This is a genomic window from Streptomyces albicerus (assembly GCF_008905045.1).
GTDB classification, from domain to species: Bacteria; Actinomycetota; Actinomycetes; order Streptomycetales; family Streptomycetaceae; genus Streptomyces; species Streptomyces albicerus.
Map to the genome: position 1 here is coordinate 20,078 of NZ_VWMY01000059.1, position 12,598 is coordinate 32,675.

The 12,598-nt window shown below is 70.1% G+C and carries 10 protein-coding genes; 4 read left to right on the forward strand and 6 right to left on the reverse strand.

The genetic code is table 11. The annotated features are described in order from the left end of the window. Positions 1 to 48 precede the first annotated feature (48 nt). Complete coding sequence (locus GAS53_RS40570; RefSeq protein ID WP_151482770.1) at positions 49 to 576, forward strand: hypothetical protein; 528 nt, start codon at positions 49 to 51, stop codon at positions 574 to 576. On the opposite strand, the gene GAS53_RS40575 is transcribed toward GAS53_RS40570, so the two are convergent. From GAS53_RS40575 to GAS53_RS40600, 6 genes are all read right to left on the reverse strand, one after another. Beyond that, on the reverse strand, positions 560 to 4,303 hold the full coding sequence (locus GAS53_RS40575; RefSeq protein WP_151482771.1) for an ABC transporter ATP-binding protein: 3,744 nt from the start codon (positions 4,301 to 4,303) through the stop codon (positions 560 to 562). The two genes, GAS53_RS40570 and GAS53_RS40575, sit on opposite strands and share 17 nt — an antisense overlap. 77 nt (positions 4,304 to 4,380) lie before the next feature. After that, positions 4,381 to 5,415: an esterase-like activity of phytase family protein gene (locus GAS53_RS40580; RefSeq protein ID WP_151482772.1), complete on the reverse strand. Its 1,035-nt coding sequence runs from the start codon at positions 5,413 to 5,415 to the stop codon at positions 4,381 to 4,383. A 159-nt stretch (positions 5,416 to 5,574) separates the two neighbouring features. Next, positions 5,575 to 6,426: a calcium-binding protein gene (locus GAS53_RS40585; RefSeq protein ID WP_151482773.1), complete on the reverse strand. Its 852-nt coding sequence runs from the start codon at positions 6,424 to 6,426 to the stop codon at positions 5,575 to 5,577. A gap of 244 nt (positions 6,427 to 6,670) precedes the next feature. Further along, positions 6,671 to 7,195, reverse strand: a complete 525-nt coding sequence (locus GAS53_RS40590; protein ID WP_151482774.1) for an AAA family ATPase — start codon at positions 7,193 to 7,195, stop codon at positions 6,671 to 6,673. Beyond that, positions 7,192 to 8,109, reverse strand: a complete 918-nt coding sequence (locus tag GAS53_RS40595; protein WP_151482775.1) for a serine hydrolase — start codon at positions 8,107 to 8,109, stop codon at positions 7,192 to 7,194. The genes GAS53_RS40590 and GAS53_RS40595 overlap by 4 nt, the downstream gene beginning before the upstream one ends. A gap of 159 nt (positions 8,110 to 8,268) precedes the next feature. Beyond that, positions 8,269 to 8,508, reverse strand: a complete 240-nt coding sequence (locus GAS53_RS40600) for a hypothetical protein (RefSeq protein ID WP_151482776.1) — start codon at positions 8,506 to 8,508, stop codon at positions 8,269 to 8,271. A 262-nt stretch (positions 8,509 to 8,770) separates the two neighbouring features. On the opposite strand from GAS53_RS40600, the gene GAS53_RS40605 reads away from it, so the two are divergent. The 3 genes from GAS53_RS40605 (at position 8,771) to GAS53_RS40615 (ending at position 12,535) form a co-directional block, all read left to right on the forward strand. Beyond that, positions 8,771 to 9,712: an NHL repeat-containing protein gene (locus GAS53_RS40605; RefSeq protein ID WP_151482777.1), complete on the forward strand. Its 942-nt coding sequence runs from the start codon at positions 8,771 to 8,773 to the stop codon at positions 9,710 to 9,712. 353 nt (positions 9,713 to 10,065) lie between these two features. Further along, positions 10,066 to 10,869 (forward strand): endonuclease I family protein, encoded by an 804-nt coding sequence (locus GAS53_RS40610; protein ID WP_151482778.1) that lies wholly within the window; start codon positions 10,066 to 10,068, stop codon positions 10,867 to 10,869. Between the two features lie 178 nt (positions 10,870 to 11,047). Then, complete coding sequence (locus GAS53_RS40615; protein ID WP_151482779.1) at positions 11,048 to 12,535, forward strand: FG-GAP-like repeat-containing protein; 1,488 nt, start codon at positions 11,048 to 11,050, stop codon at positions 12,533 to 12,535. Positions 12,536 to 12,598: the final 63 nt, after the last annotated feature.

A 12,598-nucleotide genomic window follows, 5' to 3' on the forward strand; every position in this document is an offset into this window, starting at 1 on the left:
CAGGTCAGAAGCGAGGTCCAACAGGTCAGAAACGAGAGGCAGTCCGTCATGAATCGCTCACGGAGTCGCTCAGGGAGTCGCTCGCGAACGATCGGCCGGGGACTCGTCACCGTCGCGCTGCTCACCACCGCCGCTTCGGTCCCGGCCGTGGCCAACTCCCCCGAACGCTCCGAGGACCCCGGAGGCCCTCCCCCGGCGCCGGCCCGCAGCGGCAGCCCCAGTGTCGTCTACGACCGGGTCGCCCACTTCTACGGCGCGTACATCGACGTGGCGAACGACCCGGGCAGCAACGCGGCCGCGGCCGAGCTGCGCAAGTTCTACCTCACCGCCGACCTCCGCGCGCGCCTGCTCGCCTGGGAGAAGCAGAACGACGCGGACGGCATCCTGCGCGCCCAGCACGTGCCGAGCGCCTGGAAGGTGACACCGGGCGACAGCGGCATGGGGCACACGTACACGACGGTCCGGCTGACCTGGGACTCCGGTCCGGGCACCGGCGGGGAGAAGACGTACACCTACCTCACGGTGCGCTCGGACCTGGAGAGCCGGAAGATCTCCGACATCACGTCGAAGTACTGACCGCCGAAGCGGCGTCCGGCTCCCCGACGAACGTCCGCCACAACTCCGCGTACCGGCCGCCCCGTTCGAGCAGTTCGTCGTGCGTGCCGTCCTCCGCCACCCGGCCGTCGGCCATCACCACGACGCGGTCCGCGCGGGCGGCCGTGGTCAGGCGGTGCGCGACCACCAGGGTCGTACGGCGGCCCGCGATGCGGTCCGTGGCCTGGTTGACCTGGGCCTCGGTGGCCAGGTCGAGGGCGGCCGTGGCCTCGTCCAGCAGGAGGATGTCGGGGTCGACCAGTTCGGCGCGGGCCAGGGCGATCAACTGGCGTTGTCCAGCGGAGAGGTTGCGGCCGCGTTCGGCGACCTCGTGGAGGTAGCCGCCGTCCAGCGTGGCGATCATGTCGTGCGCGCCGACCGCGCGGGCCGCCGCCTCCACCTCGGCGTCGGTCGCGTCCGGGCGGCCGTACGCGATGGCGTCGCGGACCGTGCCCTGGAAGAGGTACGCCTCCTGCGGGACGACGCCGAGCCGGTGGCGGTACGAGGTGAGGTCGAGGGAGCGCAGGTCCGTGCCGTCGACCGTGACCCGCCCGCCGGTGGGGTCGTAGAAGCGGGCCACCAGTTTGACGAGCGTCGACTTGCCCGCGCCCGTCTCGCCGACGAAGGCGACGGTCTGCCCGGCCGGGATGCTCAACGAGACCCCGCTGAGGGCTTCTTCGTCGTCGCCGTACGCGAAGTCCACGCCCTCGAAGGCGATGTCGCCCCGCAAGGACGGCACCTCCAGCGGCTCGGCGGCGGCCTTCGTCGAGGTCGGCTCCTGGAGCAGCTCCTGGATCCGGCCGAGCGAGACGGTCGCCTGCTGGTAGCCGTCGAAGACCTGCGAGAGCTGCTGCACGGGGGCGAAGAACAGGTCGATGTAGAGGAGGTAGGCCACCAGCGCGCCGGTGGTGAGGGTGCCCGCGTCGATCCGCGCCGCACCCACGATCAGCACGGCGGCCGCGGCCACCGACGACAGCAGCTGCACGAACGGGAAGTAGATCGAGATCAGCCACTGTCCGCGGATACGGGCCTGGCGGTAGCTGTCGCTGCCCTCCGCGAAGCGCTTGCCGCCGGCGCCCTCGCGCCGGAACGCCTGGAGGATCCGCAGCCCGGACACCGACTCCTGAAGGTCGGCGTTCACCACGGACACCCGCTCACGGGCGAGTTCGTACGCCTTCACGCTGGACCTGCGGAAGAAGAACGTGCCGATGATCAGCGGCGGCAGCGTCGCGAAGACGACCAGTGCCAGCTGTACGTCGATGAACAGCAGCGCGACCATGATGCCGAAGAAGGTGACGACCGAGACGAACGCGGTGACCAGGCCCGTCTGGAGGAAGGTGGACAGCGCGTCCACGTCCGTCGTCATCCGGGTCATGATCCGGCCCGTCAACTCCCGCTCGTAGTAGTCGAGTCCGAGCCGCTGGAGCTGGGCGAAGATCTTCAGGCGGAGGGAGTACAGGACGCGTTCGCCCGTGCGTCCGGTCATGCGGATCTCGCCGGTCTGCGCCGCCCACTGGACGAGGACGGTCAGCAGGGCGAGCGCGGACGCCGCCCAGACGGCGCCGAGGGCGACCTCGGAGACGCCCTGGTCGATGCCGTGCCGGATCAGGACCGGCAGCAGCAGGCCCATGCCCGCGTCCACGGCGACGAGGCCGAGGCTGACGAGCAGCGGCAGCCCGAAGCCGCGCAGGAGACGCCGGAGTCCGTACGACTCCTCGGGCGTGACCGCGCGTGCCTCGTCGATGGCCGGCGTGTCGGTGGCCGGGGGCAGCGCGTCGACCTGGGCGAGGAGTTCGGGGGTCGCGGGCGAGTCGTCCATGGCCGCGTCCCTGGGCTCGCGGTCCCCGGTCCACAGCCGGGGCGTGATGCCCCGCTCGGCGTCGAACTCGGCGTCCAGTTCGTCGCGTACGGACATGTCCTCCTGCGGGCAGGACGGCTGGGCGTGACCGGGTGAGACGCCGCCCAGCTCGTCCGGGTCGGTGAGCAGGCGCCGGTACAGGGGTGAGCGTTCGGTCAGCTCCTGGTGCGTACCGATGTCGGCGAGGCGGCCGTCGTCGAGGACGGCGATGCGGTCGGCGAGGTTCAGCGTGGAGCGGCGGTGGGCGATGAGGAGGGTCGTGCGGTCCTCCATGACGCCGCGCAGGGCCTCGTGGATCTCGTGCTCGACCCTGGCGTCGACGGCGGAGGTGGCGTCGTCCAGGACCAGCAGGCGCGGGTCGGTGAGGATCGCGCGGGCCAGGGCCACGCGCTGGCGCTGGCCGCCGGAGAGGGTGAGGCCGTGCTCGCCGACCTTGGTGTCGTAACCGCCGGGCAGCTCGGCGATGAACCGGTCCGCCTGGGCGGCGCGGGCGGCCGTCTCGATCTGCTCCTGGGTGGCCTCGGGGCGGCCGTACGCGATGTTGGCGCGGACGGTGTCCGAGAAGAGGAAGGAGTCCTCGGGGACCAGGCCGATCGCGGCCCGGAGGGACTCGAGCGTCAGCTCGCGTACGTCGTGGCCGCCGATGAGGACGGCGCCCCTGGTCACGTCGTAGAAGCGGGGCAGAAGGAGGGAGACCGTGGACTTGCCGGAGCCCGACGAGCCGACGACCGCGAGGGTCTCGCCGGGGCGGATCTCGAAGGAGAGGCCGTCCAGGACCGGACGGTCGTCCTCGTAGCCGAAGGAGACGTCGTCGAACTCGACGGTCGCGGGGGCGTCGGCGGGCAGCGGTTTCGTGCCGTCCTTGATCGACGGCTCGGTGTCGATCAGCTCCAGGACGCGCTCGGCGCCGGCGCGGGCCTGCTGGGCGACCGTGAGGACCAGGGCGAGCATGCGGACGGGGCCGACGAGCTGGGCCAGGTAGGAGGAGAAGGCCACGAACGTGCCGAGGGTGACCTGGCCGCGGACCGCCAGCCAGCCGCCGAGGGCCAGCATCGCGACCTGGCCGAGCGCCGGGACCGCCTGGAGGGCGGGGGTGAATCTGGAGTTCAGACGGATCGTGCGGAGGCGGCCCGCGAAGAGCCTGCGGCCGATCTCGCGGACCTTGCCGGTCTCCTGGTCCTCCTGACCAAAGCCCTTCACCACGCGTACGCCGGTGACCGCGCCGTCGACCACTCCGGCCACCGCCGCCGCCTGTGCCTGCGCGTACCAGGTGGCGGGGTGGAGCTTCGAGCGGCTGCGCTTGGCGATGGCCCAGATCGCGGGGGCCACCGCGAGGGCGACGAGGGTGAGCGGCAGCGACAGCGAGGCCATGATCCCGAGGGAGATCAGGAAGAGGAGTATGTTCCCGATCGTCATCGGGAGCATGAAGAGCAGGCCCTGGATGAGCTGGAGGTCGCTGGTCGCGCGGCCCACCACCTGGCCGGTCGACAGCTCGTCCTGCCGTCGGCCGTCGAGGCGGGTGATCGTCCCGTACATATCCGTACGCAGGTCGTGCTGGACGTCGAGTGCGAGGCGGCCGCCGTAGTAGCGGCGGATGTAGGTGAGGACGTAGACGACGACCGCGGCGCCGATGAGGGCGCCCGCCCAGGGGGCCATGTCGCGCGTGTGGTTCCCGATGACGTCGTCGATGATCACCTTCGTGATCAGCGGGACGAGGGCCATGACGGCCATGCCCGCGAGCGAGGCGCCCAGCGCGAGCACGACGTCCTTCGGGTACCGCCAGGCGTACCCGGCCAGCCGCCGTGCCCAGCCGGGGGTCCCCCGCCCCGCCCCGCCCTCTTGCGCTGCCACGCCGGTGCCTTCCGTAGATCCTTGTCCGCCGGAAGGCACCAACGCGATCGGAACCGGATTTCATCCCTCCGCAATGATCAGAGGCGCACGCGGAGGGAGTAGAAGCGGGTGATCTGGGCGGCGTTCTGGTTGTCGTCGCTGACCAGGAGGAGGTTCAGGCGGCCATGGCTGTGGCCGGTGATCACCATGCCCTCGATGTTGTCGAGGAGGGGGTTGGGCTGGGGCTGCTTGGCCTGGGCGCCGAGTGAAGGACAGTTCACGAGGTCGGCCAGGAGCGTCTTCTTGGCCAGTCGTACGTCGCTCTGGCCGGTCAGGGTGTCGATGGCGGACGTGTCCGTGGCGTGGCGCAGATCGGCGAGGTACAGCCGGATCGTGTTGCCGGTGCCCGGGGTGAAGCCGCGCTCCAGGACGAGGAGGCGGCCGTCGGGGGTCGCCGTGGTCTCGGAGACGTTCAGACCGGCGTCGGTGCGGTAGCCGTACTGGGCGGCGGGCGCGAAGTGGCCCCGCTGACGCTCCCAGGTCTGGAAACGGACGATGCCCGCGGTGTCGCCGCTGAGCGAGCCCTCCATGCCGGCGAGCAGGGTGTGGCGGCCGGGCAGGAAGGTCAGGCCCTCGAAGGTCTGGTTCTGTGCGGCGCGGCCCGCCGGGGCGACCCTGAGCGCGTCCGGTACGGGGAGGCGGTCGAGGATGCGGCCGTCACGGGCGTGGCGGCGTACGGAGGGCTCGGTCTCGGAGGCGACCAGGCGGGTGCCGTCGCGGTCCACGACCAGGCCCTCGGAGTCGAGCGCGGCGCCGCTCTCGTCGGCGAGCGGGACGACGCTCCTGGGCTGCAGCGTCTTGCGGTCCAGCGTGAAGAGCGCCGACCGGTCGGAGACCGCGGCGATCCGGCCGTCGCGGTCCAGGGCCAGCGCGGAGAAGTTGCCGACGAACGTGCCCTCGTACGTCGTCTTGTCGAGCGCGTCGGAGAAGCGCTCGATGGAGACGGAGGGTGAACAGGCCTTGCCTCTCCGGGCGTCGGCGCTGTGGCCGGTGGCGCTGTGGGCCGGGGCGGTGAGGCAGGTGGCTGCCGCCAGGGTGGCTGTGACGGTGGCGAGTGCGGATCTCAGGCGCATGACGTCACGGTAGGGGGATGCGGGTTGAGGGGAGGGGTACTCACCGTGAATTCAGGGGAGTTGGGGCCGGAGTCGGGGGCCGGGCGGTGCGTGAGGGAGTCCGCGCTCCCTCACGCACGGTGGACCCTGGGTTCAGGTCAGTCCTGACAGACGTTCAGGTCAGTCCTGGTAGACCTTGTTGTTGCCCGCGCCGCCGGAGAGGGTGTCGGCGCCCGGGCCGCCGTACAGCACGTCGTCGCCGGTGTTGCCGAAGATCGTGTCGTCGCCCTCTTCGCCGTACAGCGTGTCGTTGCCCCTGCCGCCGTAGAGGGAGTCGTTCCCGGTCCAGCCGCGCACGATGTCGTCTCCGTCGTCGCCGTACAGGGTGGTGTATCCGAGCTCGTCGTCGCTGGTCACGGTGAGGGTGTCGTTCCCGGCACCGCCGCGGCAGTGGTACTCGCAGCCGGTGAGCATGGTGTCGTTGCCGGCGTCACCGAAGGAGCCGCGGACCCAGACACCGTCGATGCCCTCCAGGCGGTCGTCGCCGTCACCGCCTTCGAGTACGTTCGCCCCCTTGCCCCGGATGACGTCGTCGCCCGGGCCGCCGGAGAGGGTGCCCTGCGTGAAGACGTCGTCGCCGACCGTCACAGTGTCGTCGCCGTCACCGAGGTCCACGTCGTAGATGTCCGAGTCGTCGGATCCCAGGGGCTCGGGCTCCACGCACTCGACGACGGTGTGATCGGTCGCCGAAGGATACGTGCACGCCTCCGTGGTGATGGTGATGTCGAACCGGTCCCGGAAGGTGATGAGGTACTCACCACCGAAGTCGGTCGGGTCGAGATCGATCGCCTTTGTGGAGATCTTCAGGTCGTTCGTCTGTCCGGCGGCGGCCCTGTACCAGATCGCGCCGTCATAGCGCTCGACGGAGGCCGTGGTCGTGGTGTCCGCCTGGGCGGCGGGCGCCGCGAGTACGGCTCCGCTCAGGGCTGAGGCGAGGGCGGCGGTGGCGGTGATGGTCCGTAACTTGCGCATGCGGAAGTGACCCTTCGTGAAAGTGGAATGAGTGCCGAACAGGACCGGCGGAGAAGGTGCCGGTGAACTCGTCGTCGCTCGTCGTCGTCTCGTCGGACGGCATCGACCCGTGCGGCCTGTGACGTGTGGGGCTGTTGTTGTTTCCGGTCACCCGGTTAGACCCCGCACCAGGGACGTTCGGTTGTACCGGCTCAGATGAACGGTCTCCCACATCGGGAGGGCGCCCTGGTGTCGTCGGCCGGCCTCAACCGCCCCGGACCGCCGTCATGACGACTTTCGCGACGGTGGGCGGCGGGATGCTGGTGGTGTCGATCAGCTCCGCTTCCCGGCGCAGCCAGAGCAGTGCGTGGTCGTAGTCGTCGAGGTGGTCCAGGCGCCGTCTGCGGGCGCCGGCGCTCTCGGGATCCGTGTCGTTCTGGATGCGCCCGACCAGTGTGTTGTGGTCGGCGTGGAGGACGAAGTGACGTAAGGGAATGCCCGCTTCGGCCAGCCCCGTGCGGATCTCCCGCCAGTACGGCTTCTCCAGCACGGTCTGTGTGACGACCAGCGTGCCGCCCGCGTAGTCGAGCACCTGACGCGCGGTCTCCACCACCAGCCCGCGCCAGGGCGGAAGGTCCTGGAAGTCCCGGGCGGGCTTGCCGAGGACGTGCCGCAGCATGTACCCGACCTGCTCGGTGTCGAACAGTCTGGAGTCCGGGAGGAGGGACGTCAGTTCCTTGGCGGTCGTGGTCTTGCCCGCGCCGAGGGCGCCGTTCAGCCAGATGATCATGAGGCGGGCACCGCCGGGAAGGCTTCCTTCGGCGTGCTCGTCGGCGTGTAGCGCTGCGCGGTGGTCGGCACGAGGTCCTTGTGGATGGCCCGGGCCACCGTCTGGATCGTGGTCACGCCGTAGTTCATCGAGCTGTTGTCGTGGGTGAGGATCGAGATCGTGTAGTCGTGGCCGCCGCCGTCGAAGGTGCCGACGCTGTGGACGCGCCAGCCGTGCGTGGCGCGTGACAGCCAGCCGTTCTTCACGTAGACGGAGACGGAGGAAGGGGCTCCCGCCGGTGTGCCCCAGCGCTGGGAGGAGACGACCTTGCCCATCAACTTCAGTATGTACGCACGGGAGTTGTCGCTCAGGACCGAGTTCTTGGCGGTGAGGAGTGCCAGGAGCTTCTGCTCGTCCCGGACCGTGATCTGTGTGAGGCCCCAGTAGCCGTTCGCGCCGGGTCTGGTCTGCGTCATGCCCGCGGCGGTGAGGAAGCCCTTCACCTTGGATGTGCCGAGTTGCGTCCAGAGTTTGCTGGTGGCGGCGTTGTCCGACTTCGTGATCATGGCGGTGGCCAGGTCGGACTCGCGCCGGGTGAGATAGCGGTTGTGCTTCTTCGCGTCCCAGAGCAGCGCGGCGAGCACGGTCACCTTGACGACGCTGGCCGAGTCGTAGGCCTTGGTCGATCGCAGGGCGCACGTCGTGTTCGTGGTCCGGTCGTGGAGGCCGACCGCGACTGTTCCCCTGCGGTTCGCGAGAGCGGTGGTGATGTCCTTCTGGAGCTTGGTGGCCAGGCCTGGCTTGCTGGACGTGCAGGTGACCTGCGGTGTCGTGGCTGCGGCGGCGGGCGTTGCGGCCACGGTGAGCGGCACTAGCACCCCGGCGCCGAGGGCCGCGCAGAGCACACGGGCACGCCGGGATATCCGGTGAGTCATGGAGTCTTCTCATTCCCTTGGGTACATACGAGTGCGCCTCGGCACACTCGCCCCTCATGACTCACAGGGACGGCCGGAAGTTGTACACGTGTTCCCAGAAGGGGAGTTGGAGGTCCTGCCGTCAGCCGCCGACGCCGGACACGTCAGCCGCCGATGGGCTCAGCTGCCCGCGGCCACGGCCAGGCGGTAGAACGCCTCGGTGGTCCGGGGGTGGGCGAGCTCGTCCAGCAGGTGCCGCCACTCGGGGTCGTCGGCGGCGGCCGGGTGCGCGAGGTCCCAGGCGGCGAGCAGCGGGGCGAGCTCGCTCTCCGGCGTCGCGACGGCCTGGTCGCGACGGTCTTCGGCGAACTCGCCTGATGGGCAAGGGAGTTCGGGCTTCGAGGAGGGATGCGGTTTCATGAGGCTTTCCTTCCGGGCGGCGGAGCGCGAACCTCTGGGATCAGTTGGGTTCCAACTGGCTTCCATCCGGGTTCAACGATGTCGCCGCCCGCGCGCCGGCACGAGGAGGCGTCCTCCCTCATCGATGGTGTAGCCAGCCCCACCACGGTATGGCCGCAAACCCGAGCGGAGGTCGAGGAGTGGTGGAGTATGCGCAAGCACGGGCAGCATGGGTCCGCGCCGGTGTGTGGATCACGGCGGAGCGGTCAAAGGGGGCCAGGACATGGGTGGTTGGCGGGTCGAGGTGCTGGGTCACCATCGGCTGGACGGCCCCCGCCATCGGCTGGACGGCCCTGAGGCCGACAGGCCACGAACGGTGGTCCTGCCCTTGGATCCCGAGGTGCGAAGGGTGGTCCTGACCGACGGCGGCAGCGAGCCCGACGGCGACGGCGACGGCGACGGCGACGGCGACGGCGACGGCGACGGCGACGGCCGGATCGTGGCGGAGGGGCAGGACCTCATCGGTGTCGGCGCGGACGGGCGCGAGCGGTGGCGTCACCGCTGCGCGGGGAAGCCGCACGAGGCCCATGTCTCGGGGGACCGCCTGCTGGCACTGACGTTTTCGCTCGACTACCACCCATGGGGGTTCCTCGGCCCCGCGCTGCTCTTCGACCTGGACAGTGGACAGCTGATCGCCGAACTGCGCGGCGAGCGAGGCAGCCCCGTGGGCGGCGGACGGTTCCTCCTCGGCCTGGAGGGCTACGACGTCTTCGACACCTGGCTCCACGACCGGGACGGCACCTTGCTGACAACCTGGCGCAGTTACGGGCACTACGTACCCGACCCCGACGGAACAGTCCGTGTCGTGGAGTACGACCGCACCACCCCGACCGCCGCACGCGTCGTACGACTGCTGCCGGACGGCGGCATCGAGCGCGGTCCACGGCTGTCGCACGGCACGGCCCCCCGCCCCGCCGTCCTCCCCGACGGGACGATCGTGGTGCTCGACCCGGGCGTGCTGCGTGCGGTCGACCACCGCCTCCAGGACACCGTCCTGGCCGAGCTGCTGCGCGTACCCCCGGACGAGGCATGGCGCTTCCACGGCGAACTCTCCCTCGCGGGCGATCGGTTGACCGTGATCGTCGAAGAGCGGTCACGCGAGATGCCGATCAGCCATGTGACACGGACCTGGTCCTTGGCGGTCCTCCACCCGTCTCAGAGCTGATCGCCGGGCAGCTTCCTCCGAGTCCTCCGAGTCCTCCGACTCGCAGACGACCCAGAACGCTCAGAACACCCAGAACACCCCGACGCTCTACCGCCTCGACGCCTCGGACGTCAACTAGGGCGATCCCTCCCCCAATTGGGGATAACCCTCGGGCTTCACATCCCCTGACCTGGGAACGGTCAGGGGTTGCGTCGTATGCGAGAACGTCACACAAACGCCTTCCCCCGGTTACACGGCCGACCCCGCGCCCGTGCCACGCTCCCGGTTACCAAAAAGTCAACACGCGTAGAACGCGGCTCCGTTGAGCAGGACGCCGCGTGTCGGCGCGTGCCGTCCCCGGGAAAGGCACCCCCATGTCCGTTGTGCAGATAGGCAGATGGAAGGCGCTGGCGACGACCATATCCGCCGTCCTCGTCGGCCTCACCCTTCCGACGGTCGCCGCGACTCCCGCGAGCGCCACGACCACCGCGTACGACAGCACGTACTACAAGAACGCGATCGGCAAGACCGGCACGAGCCTGAAGTCCTCCCTCCACACGATCATCAGCCCCCAGACCAAGATCTCGTACGACGCGGTCTGGAACGCACTGAAGGTCACAGACCAGGACCCGAACAACAGCAGCAACGTGATCCTGCTGTACGGCGGCCAGTCCCGCAGCAAGACCCTCAACGGCGGCGACGTGGGCGACTGGAACCGCGAGCACACGTGGGCCCAGTCCCATGGCAGTTTCGGCACCTCGGCCGGCCCCGGCACCGACCTGCACCACCTGCGCCCCGCGGACGTACAGGTCAACAGCACCCGCGGCAACAAGGACTTCGACATGGGCGGCAGCGCGGTCAGCGGCGCGTCCGGCAGCTACACGGACTCCAACTCCTTCGAGCCGCGCAACGCCGACAAGGGCGACGTGGCCCGCATGATCCTCTACATGGCCGTCCGCTACGAGGGCGACGACGCCTGGGCGGACCTGGAGCCCAACGACTCGGTCTCCAACGGCAGCGTCCCGTACCACGGCCGCCTCTCCGTCCTGAAGCAGTGGAACGAGCAGGACCCGCCGAGCGCCTTCGAGGAGAGGCGCAACCAGGTCATCTACGACACGTACCAGAAGAACCGCAACCCGTTCATCGACCACCCGGAGTGGGTCGAGGCGATCTGGTAGACCGACGGTGACCCAGGCTGAACTCCCCGTGACGGAAGGGGAGTTCAGCCCCGGTCGCTGTTTCCTTGGTTACGAATCCATGACATGCGGGCGTACAACTGGTGGCGCCCAGCCCGAGTCGAACTCCCTGAACGCGGCATTCCGCGTGCCGCACCGGACCGACTCGAAAGGCTTTCGTATGTCCCGAGCACGACGCAGAACTCGTACCGCACGGCTCTCGGCGCCCCTGGCCGCGGCGGTGCTACTGGCCGGAGGGGCAGGCGCCTGGGCCCTCACCGGGGCCTCCGCCCAGGCCGTCACCGGGTCGGCGGACGCCCGGGACGACTTCAACGGCGACGGCTACGCCGACCTGGTCATCGGCGCTCCGAACGCCACGATTTCGAGCCAGACCAAGGCCGGCTACGTGGCCGTCATGTACGGCTCCGCCGACGGGCTCTCCACGTCGAAGAGGAAGCTCATCAGCCGCTCCACCAGCGGGGTTCCCGGGTCCGCCACCGCGGGCCAGCGCTTCGGGTCCACCTTCGCCAAGGGCGACCTGGACGGCGACGGCTTCAGCGACCTCGTCATCGCGGGCGGCGCGGCCGGCTCCATCGTCATGTGGGGCTCCGCCTCCGGACTCACCGGCGGCACGAACATCGCCGGATACGGGCAGGCCCCCCAGGTCGGTGACTTCGACGGCGACGGCAAGGCGGACCTCGCCCTGTTCGCGCTGCAGAAGGTCGCGGGCGACGACCCGCCGAGCGGCCCGGCCACCGTGTGGAAGGGCCCGGTCTCGCGTGCCGGGACGCCGACCGCCACCCTGCCCATCCTGAACAAGTCCGAGTGGTGGGGCTACGACGCCAACGACGCCTCCTGTGCCACCAACGGCGGCTGCGAGGAGGACGGCGACTCGATCAGCGGTCCCATCTCGTCCGGCCAGGCCGGCGACATCAACGGCGACGGCAAGGACGACCTCGTCCTGTGGCGCTACGAAGGCGACGGCGTCTGGGGCTCCCGCCTGCTGTACGGCGGCGGCAGCACGGGCTTCACCCGCGGCTGGGCCCCCGGCGAGGGCTCGGGAACCGACGCGGGCACCGGCGTCGGGGACGTGAACGGCGACGGGTTCGACGACGTGGTGGTCGGCAACGACTGGTCCGGCAAGGTGCAGGTCGCGCTCGGTTCGGCCGCCGGTCTGACCGCGGAGCGCGTCCAGAGCTTCGACCAGGACCTGGCCGGCTTCCCGGGCGTCGAGGAGGAGGGCGACGAACTCGGCGCCTCGGTCGCCGTCGGCGATGTCACGGGTGACGGGTTCGCCGACATCGCGCTCGGGATACCCGGGGAGGACTTCAGCGATCTCACCGACGCCGGTTCGATCGCCCTGGTCCGCGGGGGTGCCTCCGGCGTCACGGGTGCCGGGACGCAGACCTTCCACCAGAACACCTCCGGGGTGCCCGGAGTCGCCGAGACGGGCGATCGGTTCGGGGTGAGCGCGGCGCTGCTCGACGTCGACGGCAACGGTCACCGGGATCTCGCCGTCGGTGACACGGCTGAGAACAGCGACAACGGGGCGGTCTGGGTGTTGCGGGGTACCTCCGGCGGGCTTACGGCCACGTCCTCGCTCGCCTTCGGCGGGAAGGATCTGGCGGCGCCTTACACGGATGCGCAGTTCGGGTTCTCCCTGCGGTAGCGCTCCGCTGGGAGGGGCGTGGGGAGCTGCGGGTCCGTTTGTTGGCTGCGGGTCTGCTGTGGC

Bases quoted from the DNA above. Each gene is read 5' to 3' on its own strand.
- GAS53_RS40570 (WP_151482770.1), top strand. From the start codon at position 49: ATGAATCGCTCACGGAGTCGCTCAGGGAGTCGCTCGCGAACGATCGGC.
- GAS53_RS40590 (WP_151482774.1), bottom strand. From the start codon at position 7,195: ATGATCATCTGGCTGAACGGCGCCCTCGGCGCGGGCAAGACCACGACC.
- GAS53_RS40610 (WP_151482778.1), top strand. From the start codon at position 10,066: ATGTCCGTTGTGCAGATAGGCAGATGGAAGGCGCTGGCGACGACCATA.
- GAS53_RS40585 (WP_151482773.1), bottom strand. From the start codon at position 6,426: ATGCGCAAGTTACGGACCATCACCGCCACCGCCGCCCTCGCCTCAGCC.
- GAS53_RS40605 (WP_151482777.1), top strand. From the start codon at position 8,771: ATGGGTGGTTGGCGGGTCGAGGTGCTGGGTCACCATCGGCTGGACGGC.
- GAS53_RS40615 (WP_151482779.1), top strand. From the start codon at position 11,048: ATGTCCCGAGCACGACGCAGAACTCGTACCGCACGGCTCTCGGCGCCC.
- GAS53_RS40600 (WP_151482776.1), bottom strand. From the start codon at position 8,508: ATGAAACCGCATCCCTCCTCGAAGCCCGAACTCCCTTGCCCATCAGGC.
- GAS53_RS40595 (WP_151482775.1), bottom strand. From the start codon at position 8,109: ATGACTCACCGGATATCCCGGCGTGCCCGTGTGCTCTGCGCGGCCCTC.
- GAS53_RS40580 (WP_151482772.1), bottom strand. From the start codon at position 5,415: ATGCGCCTGAGATCCGCACTCGCCACCGTCACAGCCACCCTGGCGGCA.